The sequence below is a fragment of the Janthinobacterium foliorum genome (assembly GCF_978021625.1).
The window spans coordinates 735,969-761,919 of the sequence record NZ_CDXDQE010000001.1 but is presented as its reverse complement, the minus strand read 5'-3'; the positions used below and the strand labels follow the sequence as shown (position 1 = coordinate 761,919).

At 67.1% G+C, this 25,951-nt stretch carries 20 protein-coding genes; 9 read left to right on the top strand and 11 right to left on the bottom strand.

The window, feature by feature from the left end; genetic code table 11:
- The first annotated feature begins 24 nt into the window (after positions 1–24).
- From ACZ92H_RS03435 to ACZ92H_RS03400, 8 genes are all read left to right on the top strand, one after another.
- Positions 25–915 (top strand): carbohydrate ABC transporter permease, encoded by an 891-nt coding sequence (locus ACZ92H_RS03435; RefSeq protein WP_465048038.1) that lies wholly within the window; start codon positions 25–27, stop codon positions 913–915.
- Positions 903–1,730 (top strand): carbohydrate ABC transporter permease, encoded by an 828-nt coding sequence (locus tag ACZ92H_RS03430; RefSeq protein ID WP_465048039.1) that lies wholly within the window; start codon positions 903–905, stop codon positions 1,728–1,730. The genes ACZ92H_RS03435 and ACZ92H_RS03430 overlap by 13 nt, the downstream gene beginning before the upstream one ends.
- A gap of 11 nt (positions 1,731–1,741) precedes the next feature.
- Positions 1,742–2,782 (top strand): NAD(P)-dependent alcohol dehydrogenase, encoded by a 1,041-nt coding sequence (locus tag ACZ92H_RS03425; RefSeq protein ID WP_465048040.1) that lies wholly within the window; start codon positions 1,742–1,744, stop codon positions 2,780–2,782.
- Between the two features lie 2 nt (positions 2,783–2,784).
- On the top strand, positions 2,785–3,909 hold the full coding sequence (locus ACZ92H_RS03420; RefSeq protein ID WP_131371813.1) for an ABC transporter ATP-binding protein: 1,125 nt from the start codon (positions 2,785–2,787) through the stop codon (positions 3,907–3,909).
- Positions 3,910–3,943: 34 nt separating this feature from the next.
- Positions 3,944–4,822: an AraC family transcriptional regulator gene (locus ACZ92H_RS03415; protein WP_131371811.1), complete on the top strand. Its 879-nt coding sequence runs from the start codon at positions 3,944–3,946 to the stop codon at positions 4,820–4,822.
- Positions 4,823–4,854: 32 nt separating this feature from the next.
- Positions 4,855–6,336 carry a xylulokinase gene (xylB, locus tag ACZ92H_RS03410; RefSeq protein WP_465048041.1) on the top strand — a complete coding sequence of 494 codons (1,482 nt, stop codon included), beginning with the start codon at positions 4,855–4,857 and terminating at the stop codon, positions 6,334–6,336.
- A gap of 178 nt (positions 6,337–6,514) precedes the next feature.
- Positions 6,515–8,152 carry a methyl-accepting chemotaxis protein gene (locus tag ACZ92H_RS03405; RefSeq protein WP_131371806.1) on the top strand — a complete coding sequence of 546 codons (1,638 nt, stop codon included), beginning with the start codon at positions 6,515–6,517 and terminating at the stop codon, positions 8,150–8,152.
- Positions 8,153–8,318: 166 nt separating this feature from the next.
- On the top strand, positions 8,319–10,127 hold the full coding sequence (locus ACZ92H_RS03400) for a putative bifunctional diguanylate cyclase/phosphodiesterase (protein ID WP_465048043.1): 1,809 nt from the start codon (positions 8,319–8,321) through the stop codon (positions 10,125–10,127).
- A gap of 12 nt (positions 10,128–10,139) precedes the next feature.
- Here ACZ92H_RS03400 and ACZ92H_RS03395 read toward each other — a convergent pair whose 3' ends face one another.
- The 11 genes from ACZ92H_RS03395 to ACZ92H_RS03345 all read right to left on the bottom strand — a co-directional run bounded on the left by ACZ92H_RS03395 (position 10,140) and on the right by ACZ92H_RS03345 (position 24,107).
- Positions 10,140–12,599: a TonB-dependent siderophore receptor gene (locus tag ACZ92H_RS03395; protein ID WP_465048044.1), complete on the bottom strand. Its 2,460-nt coding sequence runs from the start codon at positions 12,597–12,599 to the stop codon at positions 10,140–10,142.
- A 79-nt stretch (positions 12,600–12,678) separates the two neighbouring features.
- Positions 12,679–13,632 (bottom strand): FecR domain-containing protein, encoded by a 954-nt coding sequence (locus tag ACZ92H_RS03390; RefSeq protein WP_131371801.1) that lies wholly within the window; start codon positions 13,630–13,632, stop codon positions 12,679–12,681.
- Positions 13,629–14,171: a sigma-70 family RNA polymerase sigma factor gene (locus ACZ92H_RS03385; RefSeq protein WP_465048046.1), complete on the bottom strand. Its 543-nt coding sequence runs from the start codon at positions 14,169–14,171 to the stop codon at positions 13,629–13,631. Before ACZ92H_RS03385 ends, ACZ92H_RS03390 begins: the two co-directional genes overlap by 4 nt.
- A gap of 121 nt (positions 14,172–14,292) precedes the next feature.
- On the bottom strand, positions 14,293–14,658 hold the full coding sequence (locus tag ACZ92H_RS03380; RefSeq protein WP_465048446.1) for a DUF3325 domain-containing protein: 366 nt from the start codon (positions 14,656–14,658) through the stop codon (positions 14,293–14,295).
- Positions 14,658–16,286: a PepSY-associated TM helix domain-containing protein gene (locus tag ACZ92H_RS03375; RefSeq protein WP_465048047.1), complete on the bottom strand. Its 1,629-nt coding sequence runs from the start codon at positions 16,284–16,286 to the stop codon at positions 14,658–14,660. Before ACZ92H_RS03375 ends, ACZ92H_RS03380 begins: the two co-directional genes overlap by 1 nt.
- Positions 16,283–16,630, bottom strand: coding sequence for a DUF3649 domain-containing protein (locus ACZ92H_RS03370; RefSeq protein WP_465048048.1), 348 nt, complete (start codon positions 16,628–16,630; stop codon positions 16,283–16,285). Before ACZ92H_RS03370 ends, ACZ92H_RS03375 begins: the two co-directional genes overlap by 4 nt.
- 2 nt (positions 16,631–16,632) lie before the next feature.
- A complete protein-coding gene (locus ACZ92H_RS03365; protein WP_465048049.1) occupies positions 16,633–17,379 on the bottom strand; it encodes a DUF4198 domain-containing protein in 747 nt (248 codons plus the stop codon).
- Positions 17,380–17,454: 75 nt separating this feature from the next.
- Entirely contained in the window at positions 17,455–19,716 is a 2,262-nt protein-coding gene (locus ACZ92H_RS03360) for a TonB-dependent siderophore receptor (RefSeq protein ID WP_465048050.1), read from the bottom strand.
- A gap of 299 nt (positions 19,717–20,015) precedes the next feature.
- On the bottom strand, positions 20,016–22,409 hold the full coding sequence (locus ACZ92H_RS03355) for a TonB-dependent siderophore receptor (protein WP_465048051.1): 2,394 nt from the start codon (positions 22,407–22,409) through the stop codon (positions 20,016–20,018).
- A gap of 91 nt (positions 22,410–22,500) precedes the next feature.
- Complete coding sequence (locus ACZ92H_RS03350; protein ID WP_465048052.1) at positions 22,501–23,598, bottom strand: FecR family protein; 1,098 nt, start codon at positions 23,596–23,598, stop codon at positions 22,501–22,503.
- Positions 23,598–24,107, bottom strand: a complete 510-nt coding sequence (locus ACZ92H_RS03345) for a sigma-70 family RNA polymerase sigma factor (protein ID WP_465048053.1) — start codon at positions 24,105–24,107, stop codon at positions 23,598–23,600. Before ACZ92H_RS03345 ends, ACZ92H_RS03350 begins: the two co-directional genes overlap by 1 nt.
- 182 nt (positions 24,108–24,289) lie before the next feature.
- Here ACZ92H_RS03345 and ACZ92H_RS03340 point away from each other — a divergent pair, with 182 nt between their 5' ends.
- Positions 24,290–25,921: an alpha-D-glucose phosphate-specific phosphoglucomutase gene (locus ACZ92H_RS03340; RefSeq protein ID WP_465048054.1), complete on the top strand. Its 1,632-nt coding sequence runs from the start codon at positions 24,290–24,292 to the stop codon at positions 25,919–25,921.
- Positions 25,922–25,951: the final 30 nt, after the last annotated feature.

Sequence of the window (25,951 nt, the reverse complement as noted above, 5' to 3'; positions counted from 1 at the left end):
CGTTCTCGTTTGAAAGCCATCATCATGCCGCACTCCATCCGTCAAAAACGCCATACCTGGCTGCCGGCCGTGTTCCTGACATTGCCGCTGCTGGTCCTGCTGGTGCTGGGCCTGGTGCCCAGCATCGCCGCCATCAACCTGGCCCTGCAAAACCGCGTGCTGCGCTACAGCGACAGCGACTACGTCGGCTTTGCCAACTTCATCCGCCTGTTCGGCGACCGCCGCTTCGTCAATGCCGTGCAGGTGTCGGCCATCTGGGAAGTCGTCACCGTGGCCGGTTCGCTGCTCGTCGGCGTGCTGCTGGCCGTGTTCCTGTTCGAGAAAGTCAAGGGCCGCACGCGGGACGTCATCGCGCTGCTGCTGATCGTGCCCGTGCTGCTGCCGCGCGTGTCGGCCGCCTTCATCTGGAAGTTCATGTATTCGCCGCTGATGGGCATCCTCAACTGGCTGCTCGAATGCGTGGGCCTGGGCGGCACGGCCCTGCTGTCCGATCCCGCCACGGCCCTGTACGCGGTGGCGCTGGTCGACATCTGGCAGTGGGGCCTGTTCTTCGGCGCCGTCATCCTGAAGCTGCTGGAAACGCTGCCCGGCGAACCGCTGGAAGCGGCGCGCCTCGACTACGCCAGCACCTTGCAGGTGTATGCGTATATCGCGCTGCCCATGCTCAAGGTCCCCATCATGAGCCTGGTGTTCATCAAGATGGTCGAGTCGCTGCGCTCCTTTGACCTGATCTACGTGATGACCAAGGGCGGCCCCGGCATCTCCACCGAAACGCTGGACATGTACGCCTATGCGCAAGGCATCGGCCTGATGGGCAAGGTGTCGTACGCGTCCAGCATGGCCGTGCTGATGATGCTGGCCACGACGATTATTTTTACATTGCTCTGGAAGCGGGTCGCCAAATGGGAAAATTAACGATCAGGCGCGGTGCGGGCCACGTCGCCACCACCGCAATCACGACAGCCATCGTCCTGGTGGCGCTGTTCCCCATCCTGTGGGCCGTGCTCAATTCCTTCAAGGAACTGATGGACATCGTCACGCCAGTGCCGCGCTTTTTCTTCAGTCCGACCCTGGCCAACTACCGGCAGGTGCTGGCCAGTCCGGAAGTGCTGACGGGGCTGGGCAACAGCGTGGCCATCGTCGGCGTGGCCGTCCTGCTGGGCGCCGTGCTGGGCGTGCCGGCCGCGTATGCGATCGCCCGCTATCCGGTGCCGGCCAAGAAGGATATCCAGTTCTTCCTGCTGTCCCTGCGCTTTTTGCCGCCCGTCGCCGTTGCCATCCCGCTGATCTCGATCTGGATCGACCTGGGGCTGTACGACTCGCGCCTGTCGATGGTGGTGACGTACCTGCTGGTGACGCTGTCGACCATCATCTGGCTGTCGATTCCCGCCTTTGCCCGCATCCCGAAAGAGATCGAGGAAGCGGCCGCGCTGGACGGCTACGGCCCCTACCAGGTGTTCTGGCACGTGGCCTTGCCGGTGGCGTCAAAAACCCTGATGGGCGGCATCGTCTTCAGTTTCGTGCTGGTCTGGAATGAACTGATGATCGCGCTGGCGCTCACCTCGTCGAAGAGCATGACCTTGCCCGTGGTGGCGTCCGCGTTTACTTCGATGGGCCAGGAAGTGCCGTGGGGCGTGGTGAACGCCTCCACCGTGCTGCTGGCGCTGCCGCCGCTGCTGTTCGTCGGCATCCTGGGACGGCTGCTCAACTCCATGCTCAAACATAAATAAAGGAATGCATCATGCAAGCACTCGTACTGGAACAGGCGGAAAAAATCACCCTGCGCGACATCGACATGCCGCTCGTCGTCGGCCCGCGCGACGTGAAAATCAGGATACACACCGTGGGCATCTGCGGCAGCGACGTGCACTACTTCAAGCACGGCAAGATCGGTCCCTTCGCCGTCGAAGCGCCGATGGTGCTGGGCCACGAAGCGTCCGGCGTGGTGGCCGAAGTGGGCGCGGAAGTGGCGCACCTGAAAGTGGGCGACCGCGTCTGCATGGAACCGGGTGTGCCGCAGTTCGATTCGCCGGCCACCATGCGCGGCCTGTACAACCTCGATCCGGCCGTGCGCTTCTGGGCCACGCCGCCCATCCACGGCTGCCTCACGCCGTATGTCGTGCATCCGGCCTCGTTCACCTTCAGGCTGCCCGACAGCGTCAGCTTCGGCGAAGGCGCCATAGTCGAACCGCTGGCCATCGGCCTGCAGGCGGCGAAAAAGGCGGCCATCAAGCCGGGCGACGTGGCGGTGGTGGTCGGCGCCGGCACCATCGGCGCCATGAACACCCTGGCGGCGCTGGCGGGCGGCTGCTCGCGCGTGATCCTGGCCGACCTGGTGCCGGAAAAACTGGCCCTGTTCGCGGACAATCCCGCCGTCACCACCGTCGACGTGCGCCACGCCAGCCTGGCGGACACGGTGCGCGAGGCCACCGATGGCTGGGGAGCCGATATCGTCTTCGAGGCCAGCGGCAGCATGCGCGCCTATGACAACATCATCGACCTGCTGTGCCCCGGCGGCTGCCTGGTACTGGTCGGCATGCCGCCCGAGAACGTCCCCGTCGATATCGTCGCCATCCAGGCCAAGGAGGTACGCATCGAATCGGTCTTCCGCTACGCGAATATTTTCCCCCGCGCGATCGCCTTGCTCGCCTCGGGCAAGATCGACGTGAAACCCTTCATATCGCGCACCTTCGGTTTTGCCGATGGCGTGCAGGCGTTCGAGGAAGCGGCCAAGGGCCATCCGCGCGACGTCAAGATCCAGATCGCACTGGCAGGAGAATAAGCATGGCCAATATCGCCTGCAGGCAGCTGCACAAGACCTATGACCAGAAGACGGCCGTGCTGCAGCCGTTCGACCTGGAAATCGACGACGGCGAATTCATCGTCCTGCTGGGGCCATCGGGCTGCGGCAAGTCGACCCTGCTGCGCATGATCGCGGGCCTGGAAGACATCAGCGGCGGCGAGCTGCACATCGGCGGCGCCATCGTCAACGACTTGCCGCCGCGCGCGCGCAACGTGGCGATGGTGTTCCAGAACTACGCGCTGTATCCGCACATGACGGTGTATGACAATATCGCCTTCGGCCTGCGCCGCCTGAAGGTGCCGAATGACGAGATCGAGCGCCGCGTGCGCGAGGTGGCCGCCATCCTCAGCCTGGACAGCCTGCTCGATCGCAAGCCGCGCGCCATGTCGGGCGGCCAGCAGCAGCGCACGGCCATCGCGCGCGCCATGATCAAGACGCCGCAGGTGTTCCTGTTCGACGAGCCGCTGTCGAACCTGGACGCCAAGCTGCGCGCGCAGCTGCGCGCCGACATCAAGCGCCTGCACCGCCGCCTGCGCACCACCACCCTGTACGTCACGCACGACCAGCTCGAAGCCATGACCCTGGCCGACCGGGTGGTGCTGATGAAGGGCGGGCATATCGAGCAGATCGGCACGCCGGCGCAGCTGTACAACCATCCGCGCACCCTGTTCGCGGCAGGCTTCATTGGCACCCCTGCCATGAACTTCATCGATGGCGTCATCGAAAAAGAAGGCGGTCAAACGGTGCTCGTGTGCGCCGGCTACCGCTGGCCATTGACGTCGCCCCGCTTTGCCGCGCTGCCGGCGGGCTTGCGCGTGGTCTTTGGCCTGCGGCCCAATCACCTGCGCGCGGCGCAGGCGCAGGAGCGGCCCGCCACGCATGGCCTGGCGTGCGTGATCGACCTGGTGGAACTGCTGGGCGCGGAGGCGCTGATCAGCTTTCAGTGCGGCGCCTTGAGCCTGTCGGCGCTGCTGCCGGCGCATGCGGCCGGCAGCGGGGCGCAAGTGGGCCAGAGCCTGGCGCTGGCCTTCGACGAGGAGCACGTGCATCTGTTCGACGCCGGCAGCGGCCTGGCCCTGGCGGCCGGCGGTGCGGCAAGTGGTTAGAATAGGGTGACCGAGACCGTGCAAGGGAACTGCCGTGACGCCTGACCTGGAACTGATCCACAAACCGATCCACGAATCGTTTCGCGCGTGGGCGCACGGCTATCCGCACGCGGTGGCGAAATGGCATTTTCACCCGGAGTACGAACTGCACATCATCACCACGTCGACGGGCAAATTCTTTGTCGGCGACCATATCGGCAGCTATGCCCCCGGCAACCTGGTGCTGACGGGGCCGAACTTGCCGCACAACTGGGTCAGCGAACTGGCCGAAGGCGTGCAGCTGCCGGCGCGCGACCTGGTGCTGCAGTTTTCCAGCGATTTCGTCGAGCGCTGCGCGCTGCTGTTCCCGGAAATGGCACCCTTGAAAACCCTGCTGGGCGAGGCGGGCAGGGGCTTGCAGTTTCCCGATGCGCTGGGCCTGCGCCTGGCGCCGCTGCTGGCCGAACTGACGACGGCGCAGGGACCGCGCCGCGTGGAACTGTTCGCGCGCCTGTTCGGCGACCTGTGCGACTGCCGCGAGCGGCGTCCGCTGGCCAGCGTCAGCTACCTGGCGCAGGCGGGGCGCTACATGTCCTCGACCATCAACCTGGTGCTGGCCTACATCAAGCAGAACATCACGCTGGACTTTTGCGAGCAGGACGTGGCCGACGTGGCGGAAATGAACACCCTGAAATTCACGCGTTTCTTCCGCAAGCACACGGGCACCTCCTTCATCCATTACGTCAACCAGGAACGCATCGCGCTGGCGTGCGAGCTGCTGATGAACACGGACATGAAAGTCACGGATATCTGCTACCGCACCGGCTTTAACAATCTCTCCAATTTCAACCGCCAGTTCCTGGCCCACAAGCAGATGTCGCCGTCGAAATTCCGCTCCTGCCTGCACATGAACATGCCGGAATCGTTTTCCTGACGGCCCGTTTTCACTTTTTTTATGGATCCATCGTGACATATCTCGGTATCGATATCGGCACTTCCGAAGTCAAGGCCATCCTCACGGATGACGCCCAAGCCATCCTCGCCAGCGCCGGCGTGACCCTGCGCGTCTCCAGCCCCCATCCCGGCTGGTCGGAACAGAATCCCGAAGACTGGTGGCACGCCACCCTGGACGTCATCGCCGCCATCCGCGCCGCCCAGCCCGTGGCGTTTTCCGGCTTGCGCGGCATCGCGCTGTCGGGCCAGATGCATGGCGCCACGCTGCTCGACAAGCAGCAGCACGTGCTGCGCGCGGCCATCCTGTGGAACGACACGCGCGCCTTTGCCGAATGCGTGGAACTGGAAGCATTGGTGCCCGAGTCGCGCGCCATCACGGGCAACCAGGCCATGCCGGGCTTCACGGCGCCCAAGCTGCTGTGGCTGCAAAAATACGAGCCGTCGCTGTTCCGCGCCACGGCCAAGGTCCTGCTGCCCAAGGATTACGTGGCCTTGCGCCTGACGGGCGAGTATGTCTCCGACATGTCCGACGCCTCCGGCACCCTGTGGCTGGACGTGGCCAGGCGCGACTGGTCGGAGCGCATGCTGGCTGCCACGGGCCTGACGCGCGAACACATGCCGCGCCTGGTCGAAGGCAGCGCCGCCGCCGCGCAGGTGCGCCCATCCCTGTGCCAGGAATGGGGCATCGCGCACGCCGTGCTGCTGGCCGGCGGCGCGGGCGACAACGCGGCCGCCGCCGTGGGCCTGGGCGTGGTGGAGCCGGGCGCCGGCCTGCTGTCGCTGGGGACCTCCGGCGTGCTGTTCGCGGGCAGCGACGGCTTCGCGCCCAATCCGGGGCAGGGCGTGCACGCGTTCTGCCACTGCCTGCCCGGGCGCTGGCACCAGATGAGCGTGATCCTCAGCGCCGCGTCCAGCCTGGCCTGGGTGGCGCGGCTGACGCAGTCGCCCGACATCGGCGCGCTGGTGGCGCTGGCCGAAGGCGTCGAGGCGCGCGCGGCGCCCATCTTCCTGCCTTACCTGAGCGGCGAGCGCACGCCGCACAACGACGCCACGGCGCGCGGCGTGTTTTTCGGCCTGTCGACGGAACACGGGCGCGCGGAGCTGGCCTACAGCGTGATGGAAGGCGTGGCCTTTGCCATGGCCGACGGCAATGCGGCCCTGCGCAGCGCCGGCACCCAGCTGCAGGAAGCGTCGTTCGTCGGCGGCGGCTCGCGCAGCCGCTTCTGGGCGCAGCTGTGCGCGAATGCCTCCGGCCTGCAGGTGCTGCGCCACGACCATGGCGTGGCCGGCGGCACGATGGGCGCGGCGCGCCTGGCGCAGATGGCGGTGACGGGCTTGCCGCCCGCGCAGGTGTGCACGCGCCCGGCCGTGCTGGAGACCGTCGCGCCGCTGGCCGGCACCGTGCTGGACGAGCGGCTGGCGCGCTACCGGCGCCTGTATCCGCTGCTGCGCGAGGAATTTGCCGGCGCGGCGCGCGGCGCACTGATTTCCTGATGGTGACTTAGTCAACATTGCACTGTAATTTGTTGTTTCTTTGTTGAAAGTGTTTCTCTTGGATAAGCGCCGCTTGGTTTTTGCCGGGGGGCGCGGCATGATTCCGCTATCTGGTGAGAATTGGATAGTTTTTGGCAGCCTTTTGTTGCCATCCTGTTCTTGCCGCCGGGAGAAACACATGCAACTTGCGAATCTGAAAATCTCCGTCCGCCTGGGTCTGTTGGGCGCCTTTTTCTTTCTTGCCCTCGTCTTCGTCGGCGCGCGCGGCTGGAGCGCGCTCGATGCGGCCAGCGCGCGCAGCAGCGAGGCCATGCAGCGCTCCGTCGCCCTGACGGAGGCGGTCGATGCGGCGCGCAGCGCGCAGGTGGAATTCAAGATCCAGGTGCAGGAATGGAAAAACATCCTGCTGCGCGGCGGCGATGCGGCCGCCTTCCAGCGCTACCGCGAAGCGTTCGTTGCCAGCGGCGCGCAGACGCGCAAGGAGCTCGGCAGCCTGCAAGCCATGATGGCCGCCTTGAAGCTCGATACGGCACCCGTGGCGCAAGCCATGCAGGCGCACGATGCGCTGGGCGTGAGCTACCTGGCGGCGCTGCAAAAATATGATGGCGCGCGCGCCGACAGCGCGCAAGCCGTCGATGCGCTGGTCAAGGGCATGGACCGCGAACCGACGCGCCAGATCGACGCCATCGTCGCCACCATCGGCAAGCAGTCGCACGGCCTGATGGCGCAGATGAAGGAGGAGGACGCGGCCGCGCACCGCAGCGCCAGCATCGCCATGCTGGCCACCGTGCTGGTGACATTGATCATCGGCAGTGTCACCGTCTGGTGGCTGATCCGCAGTATCACCCGTCCCCTGAGCGCGGCCGTCGGCATCGCCCAGCAAGTGGCGGCCGGCGACCTGCGCGCCGTGGTGGCCGACAGCAGCCGCGATGAAATCGGCGACCTGCTGCGCGCCTTGAAAGCGATGAGCGGCAACCTGGCCGCCATCGTGGGACGGGTGCGCAGCGGCACGGACGCCATCGCCACGGCCTCGGCCGAAATCGCCAGCGGCAACATGGACCTGTCCTCGCGCACGGAGGAACAAGCCAGTTCGCTGGAAGAGACGGCCGCCTCGATGATCGAGCTGACCTCCACCGTGCGGCAGAATAACGACAACGCGGACCAGGCGCGCCAGCTGGCCGGCGGCGCGTCCGAGGTGGCGCAGCGCGGCGGCGAGGCGGTGGCGCAGGTAGTGCAGACCATGAGCCATATCAATGCCTCGTCGAAGCGCATCGTCGACATCATCGGCGTCATCGACGGCATCGCGTTCCAGACGAATATCCTCGCGCTGAATGCGGCCGTGGAGGCGGCGCGCGCGGGCGAGCAGGGACGCGGCTTCGCCGTCGTCGCCAGCGAGGTGCGCAACCTGGCGCACCGTTCCAGCGCAGCGGCCATGGAAATCAAGCAGCTGATCGGCGAATCCGTGCGCACGGTGGAAGAGGGCAGCGTGCTGGCCGGCCAGGCGGGGCGCACGATGGACGACGTGGTGGACAGCGTGCAGCGCGTGAACGCCATCATCGGCGAGATCGCCGTGGCCAGCGTGGAGCAGCGCGACGGCATCGAGCAGATCAGCATCGCCATCAGCCAGATGGATGGCGTGACGCAGCAGAACGCGGCCCTGGTGGAGCAGGCCGCGGCGGCCGCCGACGCCTTGCAGCAGCAGGCGGCCAGCCTGGCCGACGCCGTCAGCATCTTCAAGCTGCATGCAACCCCCGCTGATGCTGCGCCGGCCGGTGGCGTCCATGGCGCGTCGCGCCGCGCCCTCTCGCTGGCCTGAAGCCCGCACGCCATGCCGCTTGATGCCAGTCAAGCGGCGCCCGATCAGGCAAATATGTTGCCCGAATTCTTATACTATTTCCTTTCCGCATGTGTTTGCGCCGGGCCGCATGGCGCGCGTTGCAAAGGGAAACCATGTTCCGACCTTTCCGCCTGCCGGGTGACGCATGACGGCGCTGCTGCTGGCGCTGTGCCTGTGCCCGGCCATGGTGCTGAGCGTGCTGCTGGCCTGCCAGTGGCAGGCGGCGCGCAGGTGGCGCCTGCGCCATGCGACCGGCGCGGTGCTGCAGGCGGCGCAGGCGCGCCGCACGGCAGAGGCGCTGGCGCTGCTGCACGCGCTGCCGGCGGCCGTCATCGGTACCGACCACGATGGCGTGGTGCAGTACCTGAACCCGCGCGCCAGCGCCATGGGCGGCTTGCTGGGCGACGATGGGCTGGGCCAGCCCGTGACGCAGCTGCTGCCGCTGTTCCACGACGGCACGCCCATCGACGCGGCGCGCCAGGTGCGCGACTGCGTGGCGCAGCAGGAAGTGCTGGAAGTGGCGCGCGGCGCCGTGCTGCTGCGCCATCTCGACGGCAAGCGCATCGACGTGCAATACAGCTGCGCGCCGCTGGCGCACGGCGGCGCGGTGCTGCTGCTGCACGACGTGTCGGCGCGCCGTCGCGCCGAGCAGCAGCTGGAATTCATCGCCCACCACGATGGCTTGACGGGCTTGCCGAACCGCCTGCACTTCCAGATCCGCTTCGAGCACGGCATCGCCTATGCGCGCCGCCATCAGGGCTTGCTGGCCGTGCTGTTCGTCGACATCGACCGCTTCAAATCCATCAACGACAGCCTGGGGCACGACGTGGGCGACCAGGTGCTGACGGAGTTCGCGCGGCGGGTGCAGCAGTGCGTGCGCAAGGTCGACACGGTGGCGCGCCAGGGCGGCGATGAATTCATCATCCTGCTGACGGAATTGCGCACGGCGCAGGATGCCGAGCGGGTGGCCGAAAAGATCGTCGGCGCCATCGGCGCGCCCTTCGTCATCGGCGAATACAGCTTGACGGTGGCCGCCAGCGTGGGCGTGGCCCTGTATCCGGACGACGATGACGACGTCAATGCCTTGATCGAGAAAGCCGACCTGGCCATGTATGCGGCCAAGCGCCACGCGCCGGGCACCTGCCAGCGCTATGCGGCGCGCATGCAGACGCAGTCGTATTCGCGCACCATCCTCGAGACGGCGCTGCGCCATGCGCTCGAGCGCAACGAATTCGTGCTGTACTACCAGCCACGCATGGACCTCAGGACGCGCAGCATCACGGGCGTGAAGGCGCTGCTGCGCTGGAAGCATCCGGAGCTGGGGCTGATGATGCCGCTCGATTTTCTGCACGTGCTGGAGGAAAGCGCCCTGATCCTGCCGGTGGGCGCCTGGGTGCTGGCCACTGCCGTGGAGCAGGCGCGCAGCTGGATGGCGCAAGGCCAGCCGCTGACGGTGTCCGTCAGCCTGTCGGCGCGCCAGTTCTACCAGCGCGACATCGTGCGCAACTTCGCCGCCGCGCTGGCCGCGGCCGGCGTGCCCGGGCGCTGCATCGAGCTGGAAATCGCCGCCGCCATCCTGATCGACCGCAACCAGAACTGCGAACAGATACTGCGCCAGTTCCGCCAGCTGGGCATCGCCATCGCCATCAGCGATTTCGGCACGGGCGACGCGTCGCTGAACTACCTGAAGCGCTATCCCACGGACGCCGTGAAGATCGAGAAGTGCTTCGTCGACGACCTGGGCACGCCTGGCGGCGACGGCGCCATGGTGCGCGCCATCGTCGCCATGGCGCACACGCTGGGGCTGCGCACCATCGCCGGCGGCGTGGAAAATGGCCAGCAGCTGGAACTGCTGGCCGAGATGGGCTGCGACGAGGCGTTTGGCTATTACCTGGGCCGCGCCATGGCGCCCGACGGCATCGAGGCGCTGCTCAAGAGCGGCGCTGTCGCGTAGCGTGCGGCAGGCCTAGAACTTGTAGCGCAGCGACAGCATGGCGTTGCGCGGATCGCCGTAGTAGCCGCCCATGCCCGTCGAGTAGTACTGCTTGTCGAAGACATTGTTGACGTTCAGGGTTGCCACCAGCTGCGGGCTGACCTGGTATTGCGCCATCAGTCCCGCCACCGCATAGGATTTTTGCGTGAAGCGCTCGCCGTTCGGCCCGCGGTCATCCATGTAGATATCGCTCTGCCAGTTCACGCCGCCGCCAAGCAGCAGTCCCGGCACGCCCTGCGCCAGGCGCCAGGTGGTCCACAGCTTGGCCATGTTCTGTGGCTGGTTGGTCTGGATGCGTTCGCCGGCCGCGTTGCGGATGCGGCTGTAGGCATAGCTGGCCGTCAGTTGCCACTCGGGGCGCAGCTGGCCCGACACTTCCGCCTCGAAGCCGCGCGTGGTGGCGCCCTTCACCGTGTGATAGGCGTAGGAACCGCCGCCCGTGCCGATGATCCAGACATTGCCCGGATCGGCTTCGGCCAGGTTTTCCTGGCGTAGCTTGAACACGGCGGCGCTGGTGGTGAGCTTGCCGCCGAAGAATTCACCCTTGGCGCCCACTTCATAGTTCTTGCCTTCCAGCGGCGCCAGGAAGCGGCTGTTGACGTCGCGCTGGCTTTGCGGCGTGAAGATGCTGGTGTAGCTGGCGTAGGCCGACCAGTGCTGGCCCAGGTCGTAGACCAGGCCCGCGTACGGCGTGATCTTGCCGTTTTCGCGCATGGCGTCGTACAGGTCCGTATCGTTGAAATAATCGCTGCGGATGTCGCGCCTCCAGTACGACAGGCGCGCACCTGCAATCACCGACAGCGCATCCGTCGGACGCAGGCGCAGGGTTGCATACAGGCCGCTTTCCCGTTCCTTGTCATACGAGCTGCCCAGGCGCGTGCCGCTGTAGTCGGGCACCGGCATGGCGCCATCCCAGGCGTGGATGTCCGGCACCGTGTAGTTGTAGCCGTCCAGGCGCCAGCCCGGATAGATGGGGCCATCCGTCTTGAGTTCCGAGGCGCTCACGCCCAGCACCAGCTCGTGCTGGCGGCCGAAGGCCTGGAATGGGCCGCTGACATAGGCGTCGAGCGAAGTCTGCTGCGGCTTGCCGTGCCAGTTGGCCAGCCACAGCTTCATGCCGCCGCCCGTCACGCGGTCCGGGTAGCCGTTGCCGGAAAAGCCCTGCAAGGCGTCGTACTGGTTGCTGCTGCGGCTGACCGCCACCTTGGCGATCCAGTCGTTGTCGAAGTAATGGTCGAGCGTGGCGAACAGCATGCTCTGTTCGCGGTCATACGTGCTCCACGCGGCCGTGCCGTTCATCGAGCGGGGGAAATGCGTCTGCGAGCCGTCGGCGTAGAACGTGGGGAAGTCGCGCCCCGCGCCTTTCAGCTTTTCCTTCTGATAGTTGATGCCGGCGACGAGCACCGTCGACGGCGTCAGGTCCGCCTCGACGATGGCGTACAGCACGTCCTTTTTCTGCTGGTAGCGGTCGATGAATGAGCGCTGGTCTTCATGCGCGGCGACGATGCGCGCGCGCACCTTGCCGTCCGCCGTCAAGGGCGTCGAGACATCGCCTTCGATGCGGTAGCGCTCCCACGAACCGGCTTGCGCGCCGGCGGTGGCGGCAAACGCGCGGCCAGGGCGCTTGCGCACCAGGTTGACGGCCGCCGACGGGCTGCCCGTGCCGCTGATCAGGCCCGTCGCGCCGCGGATGATTTCGACGCGGTCGTAGATGGCCATGTCGAAGGTGCGCGCTTCCAGGTTCTTGCTGGTCGGGATGCCATCGAACATGTAGGAGGTCACTTCGAAGCCGCGGGAAAACACCTGGTCGTATTCGCGCGTGCTCGACGAATGGTCGACGGTGATGCCGGGCGCCTGCACCAGCACGTCCTGCAAGGTGCGCAAGCCCTGGTCTTCGATCTGCTGGCGCGTGATGACGCTGACGGCTTGCGGCGTTTCGCGCAGCGACAGGTTCAGGCGCGTGGCGCTGGTCAGGCCCGCGTAGCCGCGCTTGCCTTCCGTGGTGCCGTCGCGCAGGGCGCTGGAACTGACGGCCACTTCGCCCAGGGTGGCGGCGATCGGCGCGCCGGCGGATGCGCTGCCCGCCTTGCGCAGTACGTAGCTGCGTTCGCCGCTGGGCAGCGCTTCGAGGCCGGTGCCGGCCAGCAGGCGGGCCAGCGCCTGCGGCACCGTGTAGCTGCCGCTCAGGCCCGGCGTGCGCACGCCCTGCAGCAATTCGGCCGCCGCGCCCACGCTGACTTTCGCCTCGATGGCAAAGCTGGCGATGGCGGCCGACAGCTCGCCCGCCGGCACGCTGAACGCCTGCTGTGCGGCGGCTGGCGTGGCGCTGGACGTTGCGGCATCGGCCGCCATGGCCGGCGCTTGCGCCAGCGACAGCAGGAACAGGGCGCCGCCGACGGCGCGCGCGAGGGGAGTCAAACGGGGAGTATGCATGGTCTGGCCTTTCCGGTGGAATGTCGTTGTGATACTCACAGGACAGGCCATGCTGGAAAAAAGGGCCAACTTTTCACGCTTATTTTTGGCGGGCCGCGATGGTGACCCAGTACGGGGTGCGGTACAGCACGTCCACGGGCAGCATGCGCGCGAGGTTTTCCAGCACGGCGTCCGTGTCGTCGAGCTGGAACGCGCCCGACAGGCGCAAGCCCGCCACCTGCGGCTCCACGCGCAGCAGGCCGGGGCGGTAGCGCGACAGCTCGGAGGCGAAGGCGTCCAGGCGCATGTCCTGCGCCGCCAGCATGCCGCGCGCCCAGGCGTCCGCTTGCAGCGGCGCCGGCGCGGGCAGGCTGGCGTGATTGGCGTCAAAGCGGCTTTGCTGGCCCGCCGCGACGGTGCGCACGGTGGCCGAGGGCGCGCGCGGCGTGATCTCCACCGCGTGTTCGAGCACCGTCACGCGGCAGCCATCGTCGTCGACGCGCACGGTGAAGCGCGTGCCCAGCGCGCGTATGCGGCCATGGCAGGTGGCGACGATGAAGGGGCGGCTGCCCGCGTGGTCGGGACGCGTCTGCACCAGCACTTCGCCGCGGCGCAGGGACAGCAGGCGTTCATCGGCGCCGTACGCCAGGTCGACGGCGCTGTCGGTATTGAGCACCAGGGTGCCGCCGTCGGGAAGAGGGATGTCGCGCCGCTGCCCCACGCCGCTGCGGTAATCGGCCAGCAGTTCATGGCGCACCAGCAGCCAGGCGGCCGGTGCCGCCATCAACGCCAGCAGCGCCTGCATGGCGGCGCGGCGCTGCGGCCGGCGCAGCACGGGCGCGGCCAGCGCGGGCGGCAGCAGGCCGGCTGTCTGGCTTACCTGCTGCACCTTGCTCCAGGCGCGCGCGTGTTCCGGATCGAGCGCGCGCCACTGCGCGCTGGCGGCCAGGTCGTCCGGCGTGGCCTGGCCCGACTGCTCCAGCAAGTACCATTCGACGGCCTGGCGGGCCACCTTGCGCGATAGTGGCGGCGATGGCGGAACGGCGGCGCTCATGGCAGCAGGTCCGGCGCCAGCAGCACGCACTGCGTCAGCGCCTCGGCCATGTAGCGCTTCACGGAGCGCTCGCCGATACCCAGCTGCGCGGCGATGTCCGCGTAGGCGTGGCCTTCGATCTGCGCCAGGATGAAGACGGCGCGCACCTTCGGTTTCAGGCCATCGAGCATGGCGTCGACGGCTTGCAGCGCCTGCAAGAGCCCGGCGCGCTGTTCGGCGGACGGCTGGTGCTGCTGCGGCAGGGCGGCCAGGGCCTCGGCCCAGGCGCGTTCCAGCGACTGGCGCCGCAAATGGTTGATCAGCAGGTGCTTGGCGACAGTGGCCAGGTAGGCCTTGGGCGCGTGCAGGGCCGGCGTCTGCGGCTGCGCGGGCGCGCCGGCCAGCAGGCGCGCAAAGGTATCCTGCATCAGGTCGGCTGCCTCGGCAGCATTGCCCAGGCGCCGCTGCAGCCAGTGCGCCAGCCAGCCGTGGTGCGCGCGGTAATGGCTTTCCAGCTGCGTCGGCAGCAAGGGGGAGGGCGCGAACGGACTGCCTGGCATGGTGGTAAGGCCTTAATGCAAATAAGAATTATTCTCATTTTAGCGCGGTGGGCGTGGCGGCGCAATGCGCTGTTGCTGTGCCGCCACGCATGCGCATCGCGTGGCGGCGCAGCCAGTCCGACTACAGCACGGCCAGCGCGATGGCGGCCAGCACGGCCGCGCCGCCGATGATGCGCGCCAGGCGCATGGCCTGGTGCGGCGCATAGGGCAGCAGCCAGATCAGCAGCAAGCCGCAGCCTGTCAGGCTGCCGACCCAGTAGACCAGGCCATAGCCGCCGCCGGCGAGGTGCATGGCCCAGGCCAGGCCGGCCGCCAGCGCCAGCGACCCCGTCCACTGCAGGCGGCGGCGCAGCGGGGCGGGCGGTTCGGCGCCGCGTCCGTGCAGGTCGGCGTAGTGGCGGTCCATGGCCAGGCACAGCGCCGACAGGCCCGCATAGCACAGGGAGAACACGAGAAAATTGGCGAGGAAGTCCGATAGCAGCTCCATCACGCGGCCTCCATCGTCGTCGGTGCCGGCTTGGCGGCGGGTGCGGCCTTGGCCGCCTTCACGGGCAGCGGTTTCAATTTGACGGCCGCATACGCCAGGCCCAGGCCCAGTACCAGCACCACCAGGTCGAAGGCGGCCACCGCCACGGGGCCGCGGCCCAGGAACAGGGTCACGCCCAGGTGCGACTCCGTGGTGAAGACGTTCAGCACGGGCAGCGATGCCAGCAGGAAGGCGCCGACGGCCAGCTGCAGGCGCCACATGGCGCGCGAGGGACGCAGCTGGGCGACGATGGCGGCCAGGGCCCAGGCGCCGAAGAAGCAGGCGATTTCTTCCTTCGGCCGGTCTTCCATCGTCACCGACAGCAGGCGGTTGGCCCAGAAATAGGCGCCGAAGGCGATCGGGATGCCGGCGATGGCGCCGATGTTGAGCGCTTCCACCAGGCGCAGGCCAAAGCTGGGGCGCTTGCCGGCGGCCAGCGCCTTGGCCTGCTTCTGCCGCGTCTTGACGGCCCACAGCAAGGCGCCCGTGGCCACCATGGCGCAGCCGGCCAGGCCGGAGAGGAAAAACAGGGCGCGCAGCAGGGGGCCGCCGAAGCGGGCGATGTGCAGGCCATACATGACGCCGTGCGTGGCGGCGGCGCCAGGCAGCGCTTCGCCCTCGGTGGCCAGCAGCTTGCCCGTGACGCCATCGAATGCCATCGACGGCTGCTTCGACGAGATGTCGCGCCCGACGGCGCGCGACAGCGAGATGGTGGCGTTGGCGTCGCCCGGGTTGTTGACGGAGATGCGCTCGACCTTGCCGCCGCCCCAGTGCTGCTCCGCCTGGCGCACCAGCGGCGCCAGCGGCGTCAGGGGCGCGGCCACGCCGGCCGCCTTGCGCTCGTCCGAGCGGCCCGGGAAGGCTTCGGCGAAGAAGGCATCCTGGTCGCCCTTGTAGGCGGCCGTGGCGCCGGACGGCATGTACAGGAACATCAGGGTGACCAGGCCCGTGTAGGTGATCATCATGTGGTAGGGCAGGGCCAGCACGGCCGTCACGTTGTGCGCATCGAGCCACGAGCGCTGGCCCTTCTTCGGCCGGAAGGTAAACAGGTCCTTGAAGATGCGCTTGTGCGTGACGATGCCGCTGATGATGGAGACGAACATGAACATGGCGCAAAAGCCCACGATCCAGCGGCCCCAGATGGCGGACATGTAGTGCAGGTCGAAGTGCAGGCGGTAGAGGAATTCGCCGCCCCGCGTGTCGCGCGGCTTGGACAGCACTTCGCCCGTGGCCGGGTCGGCCGCCTCGCTATGGAAATTGCCGCGGCGGCCGCGCTTCTTTTCACCGGGCTGCGACGGCTTGCTCCAGCCCAGCTGGGTGGCAGGATTGCGCTCGCCGGGCAGGCTGATGAACCAGCGCGTGGCGCCCTCGGCCCGTTCTTCCATCGCCTTTTGCGCGACCGTGGCCGCAGCCTCCGTCGTCACCTGGCTGGCGGCGGCGCCGTGCAGTTCGGGCTGCATCCACAGGGTGATTTCATTGCGGTAGTAGCTGGCCGTGCCGGCGCAAAACACCAGCAGCAGGATCCAGCAGACGAGCAGGCCGGACCAGGTGTGCAGCCATGCCATCGACTGGCGGAAACCTTCTTTCATGCGAGACTCCAGGATAAGGCGTCCATCCAGTGCAGGATGGCGGCGATGAGGGCGGCCGGGATCAGCAGGCCCAGCCAGGCGCGCAGGGCGCTGCCGGTGGCGAAGACCCACATCACCACGCAGGTGTAGATGGCAAACGACAGCAGGGTGGCCGTCATGACGGCTTCGGAGCGGGCCATGGGCAGGCTCACCGACAGCAGCATGGTGAGCAGCGCCGCCAGCACGTAGCCGCCGACGATGGCGGCCACGCTGCGCGAAGCCACGCCGAGGCGGTACGCGGCGCCGGCGGACAGCCGCAGGCGCGCAGGTTTTTCAGCGGTTTCAGGATGGGCAGGCGCTCGCATGGTCAGTCGTGATCCTTGCTGGGCGGCTGGGCCGGACCGGCCGGCAGCGGCGCCACGCCGCGCGGCTGCACCAGGCTTACGGTGGTCACGTACATGGCCTTGTCGTAGTGCTCTTCACCGCGCTGGCCTGCCGTCTTGTCCGTGTGCTGCACTTCCAGCACATAGGTGCCTTGCCACGGCAGCGGGAAGCTGACCAGGCCTTGCGCATCGCTCCAGGCTTCCTTGCCCCAGCCCGACTGCACCACGGCGTTGACCTTGGTGTCGGCCAGCGGCTTGCCCCGGTAGCTGACCTGGAACTGGCCCGGTTTGCCCGTCGGTACCAGGTCCAGGGTCAGCGCGGGCGCTTGCGCCGTGGCGTCGGCGATCAGGCGCGCGGCGGGTATCCACACGGTGCGCGTGGCCTTGCCATCCGTTTTCTCTTCCCATGACGGGTAGGCGTTTTCCTCGACGATGATGCTTTCGCCGGGCGCCGCCTTGCCGTTCAGGACAAAGGCGCCAGCCGTCTTGCTTGCCTGCAGGGGCTTGCTGCCGGACGGCGCGATCCACGTCGCGTGCTGGATGCGGAACTTGTCCAGCAGGCCGGGCGACGCTTCGCGCAGGTTGTCGCCGAATTCGCCGAAGTACACGCTGGCCGCCTTGCCGTCCTGCTGCAGCCAGATCTGGTGCGCGCCGGCCGTGCCGCAGAAGGTGGCCGCGCCCAGCAGGGCGGTGGCGAGGGCGCCGAGGCGCGCGATGGACGTGATGTGCATGGTGTATCCCTTGTATTTTTTATGTCAAACAGTCAAAGCGGCCGCGCTCCCGACGAAGGCGGCCGGCACGGTGCATCAGTACTGGTAACGCAGGTTCAGCGCCACGTTGCGCGGTTCGCCGTAATAGCCGCCGTTATAGAAACCCACGCGGCGGAAATACGTCTTGTCGAACAGGTTGTTGACGTTCAGCGTGGCCGACAATTGCTGGCTGATCTGGTAGCGCGCCATCAGGTTGGCCAGCACATAGCTGCCCTGGCTGACCCGCGTCTTGCTCTTGTTCGGCAGGGTGGCCGTCGTGTAAATCTCGTTCTGCCAGTTCACGCCGCCGCCGATGGTGAGGTCTTGCAGCGCGCCCGGCAGGCGGTAAGTGGTCGAGGCGCGCAGCATGTTCGTCGGCTGGATGGTGTTGGTCAGCACGCCCTTGCCCGTCTTCGAGGTACCGTGCGTAAAGCCGCCGAACAGCTGCCAGCCTGCCAGCGGACTGCCCGACACTTCCACTTCGTAGCCGCGGCTTTTCGTGCCCTTGCCCGTCGAGACATACGGGCGGCTGCCGTCCGGCAGCAAAAAGGTCAGCGGCACGGAGGGATCTTCCTCGCCCAGGTTGTCCTGTTTGGCTTCATACACGGCGAAGGAGGCATTGACGGCGCCGTCGAAGAACTCGCTCTTCACGCCCGCTTCCACGTTGCTGCCCGTGATCGGGTCGAGGAAGGCGTTGTTCTTGTCCTTCAGGTTTTGCGGCTTGAACAGGTCCGTGTAGCTGGCGTACAGCGAGGTGCTCCTGCTCACGTCGAGCACCACGCCCGCGTACGGCGTGACGACATCGTCCGTCTTGTAGGCCGAGCTGCGCTTCGCAAAACGGCCCTGGGTGTCGTAGCGGTCGTTATACGTTTCCCACTGCGAGATGCGCGCGCCGGCCAGCACTTTCAGATTGTCCATGAGGTTGATGCGCGTGGCGATGAAGGCGCCCGACTGCTTGGTGGTGGCCACGTCGCGCGCGCCCGTGCGCAGCATGGCCGGCTCCGGCACGTCGCCCGTCCAGTGGCGGAAGTCGGGGATGGTGGTGGCGAAGGGCAGCGGGTCCTCGAACTGCGTCTCGTTCGTCGTGCCCACGCGCTTCCAGCCGTTCACGCCCAGCACCAGGTCGTGCTGGCGGCCGAACAGGGGGAAGGTGCCATTGGCCGACAGGTCGAAGTTGTCCTGCTTTTCATCGTAGGGGAAGGCGCTGCTCCATACGGCCAGGCCCGAGCCGTCGCGGTTCGGATAGCCGCTGCCGCCGTAGAACAGCTTGCCGTTCGAGGAGCTGTCCAGGCGGCCGTAGGCGGCCTTGACCTTCCAGTCGTTGGCGAAGCGGTGTTCGAGGTAGACGTATTTGTTTTCGAAGGCGCGCTCCCAGCTGCTCCACTTGGCCGCCATGTTGAACGAACGCGGCATGTTGGCCGGCGTGCCGTCCGAGAAGAACAGGGGCGTGGTGCCCCAGCTCGTGCCTTTCGGCGTGTTTTTCTGGTAGTCGATGCCGGCCGTCAGCAACGTTGCAGGCGTCAGGTCGGCTTCGACGATGACGGCGCCCACCAGCTTGCGTTCTTTGTACAGGTCCATATAGGAATGGCGGTTCTGGCCAGCCACCACCACGCGCCCGCGGATGCTGCCGTCCGCATTGAGCGGCGCGCCGATATCGCCTTCGAGCCGGACCTTGCTCCACGAGCCGACGGTCAGGCCGGCCGAGGCGGCGAATTCCTTGCCCGGACGCTTGTGCAGCATGTTGATGGTGGCCGACGGATCGCCATTGCCGCTGACCAGGCCCGTGGCGCCGCGCACGATTTCGATGCGGTCGTAGATGGCCGTGTCGAACAGCGCATTGGCGCCCGAATTGACGGCCACGCCATCGATCTGGTAATTGCCGATGGAAAAGCCACGCGCCGAAAAGCTCGTGCGTTCGCTGTCGTTTTCCTGCACCGTCACGCCCGTCGACTGCACCAGCACTTCGGCCAGGCTGTTCAGACCCATGTCGTCCATGCGCTGGCGCGTCACCACCGAGATCGATTGCGGCGTTTCGCGCATCGACAGACCCATGCGCGTGGCCGTGGCCATTTCCTTGGTGGTGTAGGAACCCGTGTTCTCCGTCGATGCCTTGTCTTGCTGACCCAGCACCTTGATCTCGCTCAAGGTCGTTTCATCGGCCTTGGCTGGCGCGTCGGCGGCCAGCGCCATGCCGGCGCACAGCGCCGCCGTCAGCAGGGCCGAATGGACGGCAAATGCCAGCGGGCGCAGGCGCAGTGGGGGAATGACGGGAAAAATCGTGGCGGCAACGGTGCCGGCCAGCGAACGTGTTCGTGCCATGAAGCATCCTTCTTCTCGTGTGCCTGCCGCCGTGCGGCACGCTTGCTTGTATGATTGGTATGCGAAGGCTTGCTTGGCGGTGGTGCCTGGCTGGCGCAGCGTGTCATCCAGCTGCGCACCAGCCGGAAGACTGCGTGCAGACTCTGGGTAGAGTCTAAATGTGAATGAGAACTATTCTTATTATAGTGCGGGGTTGCGAGACATGCAAGAGTGCGATGTGGCAAGAATGTCGCCAACGCGCACGGCCGCCGCTGGAATGCGGCGGCCGTGCGCAGATCTGCCCGGCGCTAAAAAAACGCTTACAGCTGGCCGCGCAGGGTCAGCATGGCGTTGCGCGGCTCGCCATAGAAGTTCGAGCCGTAGGCGGCCCACACGCGCGTGTAGTATTTCTTGTCGAACAGATTGTTGACCGTCAGGGACAGCTCCAGCGTGGGGCTGAAGCGGTAGGCCGCCTGCAGGCCCGCCGTGGTGACGGGGCCCTGTTCGAACTTCACGGGGCCGTTCAGGCGGTACATGCTGCTGACGCTGCGCAAGCCGCCGCCCACGCTGATTTTGTCGAGCGCGCCGGCCAGGCGGTAATGCGTCCACAGGTTGAAGTTGTGGCGCGGCGCGATGAAGGTGTACAGCTGGGCCTTCTGGTCGTCGCTGCCTTCCAGGGTGCGCGTGCTGGTATAGGAGTAGCCGCCCGTGATGTTCCAGCCCGGCAGGGGGCTGCCGCTCAACTCGGCTTCCATGCCCTGGCTGCGCATCTTGCCCGCGCCGATGGAAAACAGCGGGTTGGCGGGATCGGGCATGACGCGGTTTTCGTCTTCCATGCGGAACATGGCCGCGTGCGCGTTGACGTTCTTGTCGAACAGCTCCGCCTTCAGGCCCAGTTCGAACTGCTGCCCCGAGCGCGGCTTCAGGGTCTGGCCGGCCGCATCCGTGGTGGACTGGGGCGAGAAGATGCGCGTGTAGCTGCCATAGGCCGACACCTGCTTGTCGAGTTCGTAGACCAGGCCCGCATACGGCGTGAACTTGGCATTAATCCTGTTGCTGACATCGGTGAACTGGTTGAAATACGCGTTGCGGTTGACGGTATGGTTGTCCCAGTGCGTCAGGCGCCCGCCCAGGTTGACGGCCAGCCGGTCCGTCGCCTGCAGGCGGGCGCGCGCGTACAGGCCGAACTGCCTGGTGCGGTTGTCATTGCCGTTGGAGAAAGCATAGCTGGGCTGCGCGATATTGTTATCAGGGTGGAAGATATTGATGGGCGCATCATCGCCGCCGCCATACTGGAAATGTTTGTGCACTTGCCGGTAGTCGGCGCCCACGATCAGGTCGTGGCTGCCGCCGAACGCCTGGAACGGCGTGGCCACCCAGGCATCGAGGCCCTGCGTCTTCCAGTGGCTGCGGTAGCGCCAGCTGATCAGGCAGCTGTCGCCCGTGACGGGATCTGCAGAGCAGTCGGACCAGCCGAAGTTGCGCGACGGTTCATCCTGCTCGCGGTACAGGGCCGTCACCTTGAGCTGGCCGCCGTTCGCCAGCTTGTGGTCGAGCTCGGCAAAATACTCGGTGACCTTTTCCGTGATGTGGTTCCACGCCGGGTCCAGGTAAGTGGAGCGGGGCACGTCGAGCAGGCGTCCGTCTTCATAAGCGGGCAAGCCAAAGGCGGGACGGCCCTGGTATTCCTGCCAGGTGATGCCGCCCGTCAGTACGGTGCCGGGCGCCAGGTCGGCGGCGACGGTGCCGTACAGCAGCGGTTTTTCCGCATACACATGGTCGACGAAGGAGCGCCGGTGCTCGTACGCGGCCACCAGGCGGCCGCGCACCTTGCCATCCGCACTCAACGGGCCCGTCACGTCCGCTTCCGCGTAATAGCGGTCCCAGGAGCCTGCGCTGAGCACGCCGCTGGCGGCAAAGGTGTCGCGCGCCCGCTTGCGCACCAGGTTGATGGTGCCGCCCGGATCGCCCGCGCCCTGGAACAGGCCGGCCGGCCCGCGCAGCACTTCCACCCGGTCATAGATGGCCAGGCCGAAACCGGCCGACAGGTCATTGCCCGTGCTGGCCGGCGTCATCACGCCATCGACCTGCACCGCATCGAGCGCATAGCCGCGCGAATAAAAATTGCCGTGGTTGCCGCCCGTGCTGCTGGCCTCGACGGTGATGCCCGTCACGCCGCGCATGGCGTCGTCCAGGCTCAGCAGGTTCTGGTCGTTCAATTGCTGGCGCGTCAGCACGGAGACGGACTGGGGAATCTCGCGCAGGCTTTGCTGGCCCTTGCCGATGCTCACGGCCTGCGCCGCATACGACTTCGTCCGCTCCGTATCGATAGCTGCATCCTGGCGCGCGCTGACGGTGATTTCCGCCAGGGTCGCCACCTTGCCCGTGGCGGCTGGCGCCGGGCGGATGATGACGCTGCTGCCATCGATGCTGGCCGCCAGGCCGCTGCCGGCCAGCAGGCGCTCCAGGCCGTCGCGCACGCTGAGGCTGCCGCTGACGGCGGGTGCCGTCTTGCCGGCTACCAGTTCGGGCGCGAACAGCAATTGCAGGTTGGCTTGCCGCGCCAGTTCGTTCAGGGCGGCTCCCAGCGGTTGTGACGCGATGGCCAGTTTGACGGCGGGCGTTTGCGCCTGCGCCATGGTGATGCTGCCCAGTGCCAGCATGGCGGCCAGGGCGAGGGGGGCGGGTTGCAAGTTGAAGCGGGGGGACCACATGTTGCGTTTCTCCAGGTTAATGTGTTGTCGATTAACGTGGTAGACGCGGCAGCGGACCAAACCCTCACCTGAGAATGCGACTTATTTTCATTTATTTTTTTGGGAGGTGCATCGCCGGCGCCTGCGCGGCGGCTTGCGGCGCCATGCCGATGACGCTGGTGGCGCCGCTGCGCACGATCTGCACGGGCAAGAGCTGGGGCAGGGCGGCGGCGAAGCGGTCCAGCTGGGTCAGGCTGAAGCTGCCGCCAATGCGCAGCCTGGCGACGGCGGGATCGCGCACGACGAAGCCCGTGTCGCCATAGCGTTCGAACTCGGCCAGCGCCGCGCCCAGGGGCACGTTGTCGAAGGTGACCCGGCCTGCGCGCCATGGCGCCACGCTGTCCGGCGGCAGGCTGGCGACGGCGGACAGGCGGCCGCCGGCGTCGCTGCGGATGCCCTGGCCGGCCCGCAGGTCGACCCGGTCTGGTCCCGCGCCCGCCACGCGCACATGGCCATGCTGCACGGCCACGCGCAGGCTGCCATCGTGTGCGAGGGTGTTACGCACGGAAAACTGCGTGCCCACCACCGTCACGGCCAGGGGACCGCTGAGCACGTCGAAGGGCTGGCCCTGCTTTGCCTGCACCTGGAACAGCGCCTCGCCTTGCGCCAGGCGCACTTCGCGGCGCTGGCGGTACAGCGTGACCTGCAATTGCGTGGCCGTGTCCAGTTGCACCGTGCTGCCGTCGGGCAGCGCGACGGCCAGGCGCTGGCCCCGCTGCGTGGCATAGGCCTGGCTGAACACGGGTTGCTGCCACCACTGGTAGCCGCCCGCGCCCACGCACAGTGCCAGCATGGCCGCCGCCGCATAGGGCAGGGCGCGCAGGGAGCGCAGCAGCGGCCGGCGCGGCGCCGGGGCGGGCGGCGGCACGGTCCAGCGCGCGGCCAGCTGCGGGGGAATGCGGCGCGCCGCGCCGTGCGTCTGCAGCAGCTGGGCGTAGGCGCGCGCATGGGCCGCATCGGCGGCCTGCCACGCGGCGAATTCGGCTTGTTGCAGTGTGGTCAGCTCATGCCGGCGGCTGAACCAGCTCGCCGCCGCCAGCGCCACCTCATCTTGCGTGGCGGCAAAGTCGGCGTACTCGCGCAAGTCCGCCTGCTCCTGGGCGGAGGGGCCGAAATCGTGGCGGGGCGGCTGGGCGGTCATGGACGGCATTATGCGTGTTCCCGCAAAGAACGCAACTGCGCCTGGCAGCTGAGCATGCCGCGCGCGATGTGTTTTTCCACCATGCTCACGGAAATGCCCATGCGCGCGGCGATCTGCGCATGCGGCAATTCCTCGAACACGTGCAGCACGAAGGCGTCGCGGCAGCGGGGCGGCAAGGCATCGATGGCGGCCACGCAGGCTTGCCAGTCCTGGCTGTTTTCCAGCGCCTGTTCCGGCTGCAGGTGGCGCGGCGCGGCCGGATGCGCCGCTTCCGGCACGGCGTCGAGCGCCTCGTGCTGGCGCAGGGCGGCGCGGCGGTGATTGTCGATCATCAGGTTGCGCGCCGTGTGGTACAGCAGCGCGCGCGGTTCGCGCACGGCTTGCTCGCCCAATTCCGAACGGTCCTGCACGTCCAGCACGCGCACATAGCTTTCCTGCACCAGGTCAGCGGCCGCCTGGCGGTTGCGCAAGCCGCGCCAGCAGAAATTGAGCAGTTCTTGGTAATAGCGTGCGACCACGGCGTCCGATGTGTTGGTGAATCTGCAGCCGGGTGTGGCTCATATGAGAATGATTCTCATTATATGGCATGCCATGGCATTTGGCGATGCGGTGCTAAGCGCGTTGCCGCACCGTGGCAAGCGTACAACGCTTTGCCGCCGGCACCGCATGCGCTACCATGGGAAGTTAATATGGAGGCAACATGGCTATTCAAGTCATCAATACGGCGCCGATTGCCGGCCAGCGGCCCGGCACGTCGGGCCTGCGCAAGAAGGTGGGCGTGTTCAGCGAACCGCAGTATCTGGAAAATTTCGTGCAAAGCGTGTTTGACACGCTGGGCGACTGCCGCGGCCAGACGCTGGTGCTGGGCGGCGATGGCCGTTATTACAACCGCGCGGCGATCCAGACGGTGCTGCGCATGGCAGCCGCGCACGGCTATGCGCGCGTGCTGCTGGGGCAGGGCGGCATCCTGTCGACGCCGGCCGTCAGCTGCGTGATCCGCAAGCAGGGCGCCAGCGGCGGCATCATCCTGTCGGCCAGCCATAATCCCGGCGGTCCCGATGGCGATTTCGGCATCAAGTACAACATCGCCAACGGCGGGCCGGCTCCCGAAAAAATCACCGAGGCCATCTACGCGCGCACGCAAGCTATCGCCGAATACCGCATCAGCGACGCGGCCGACATCGACCTCGACGCCCTGGGAGCGGTGCGCATCGAGCAGATGACGGTGGAAGTCATCGACTCCGTGGCCGACTACGCGGAACTGATGCAGCAGCTGTTCGATTTCGACGCCATCGGCGCCCTGTTCGCGGGCGGGCTGCGCCTCTGCTTTGACGGCATGCACGCCGTCTCCGGCCCGTACGCCACGGCCATCCTGGAAGGCATGCTGGGCGCCCCCAAGGGCAGCGTCATCAACGGCGTGCCCCTGGAAGACTTCGGCGGCGGCCACCCCGACCCGAATCCCGTCAATGCGCACGAGCTCATTGCCATCATGGAGGCCGAAGATGCGCCCGACTTCGGCGCCGCCTCGGACGGCGACGGCGACCGCAACATGATCGTCGGGCGCCGCTTCGACGTGACGCCATCGGACAGCCTGGCCATCCTGGCCGCCAACGCCACCGTGGCGCCCGGCTACCGTGGGGGCTTGAAGGGCATCGCCCGTTCCATGCCCACCTCGGGCGCGGCCGACCGGGTCGCTGGCGCGCTGGGCATTCCCTGCTTCGAGACGCCGACGGGCTGGAAGTTCTTCGGCAACCTGCTCGACGCGGACATGGCCACCCTGTGTGGCGAGGAAAGCTACGGCACGGGCTCGAACCACGTGCGCGAAAAAGATGGCGTATGGGCCGTGCTGTTCTGGCTCAACCTGCTGGCGGCAAAGCAGCAATCGGTGGAAGAGATCGTGCGCGCCCACTGGGTCACCTACGGCCGCAACTACTATACGCGCCACGACTATGAAGACATCGACAGCGCCAGTGCGCAGCAGCTGATGGAGGCCGTGCGCGCCCGGCTGGCCGCCTTGCCCGGACAGCAGTTCGATGGCTACACGGTGGCGCTGGCGGACGATTTCAGCTACACGGACCCCGTCGACGGCTCGGTGGCGACGCAGCAGGGCATCCGCATCGTCATGACGGACGGCGCGCGCATCGTGCTGCGCCTGTCCGGCACGGGCACCGCAGGCGCCACCCTGCGCCTGTACCTGGAGCGCTACGAAGCCGACCCGGCCCGGCACGCCATTCCCACGCAGGACGCGCTGGCGGGCCTGATCGGCGTGGCGGAGACCGTGGCGCAGATCCGCGCCCGCACGGGGCGCGATGCGCCGACGGTGACGACGTAAAAAAGAAGGACGCGTAGGTCGGATTAGCGT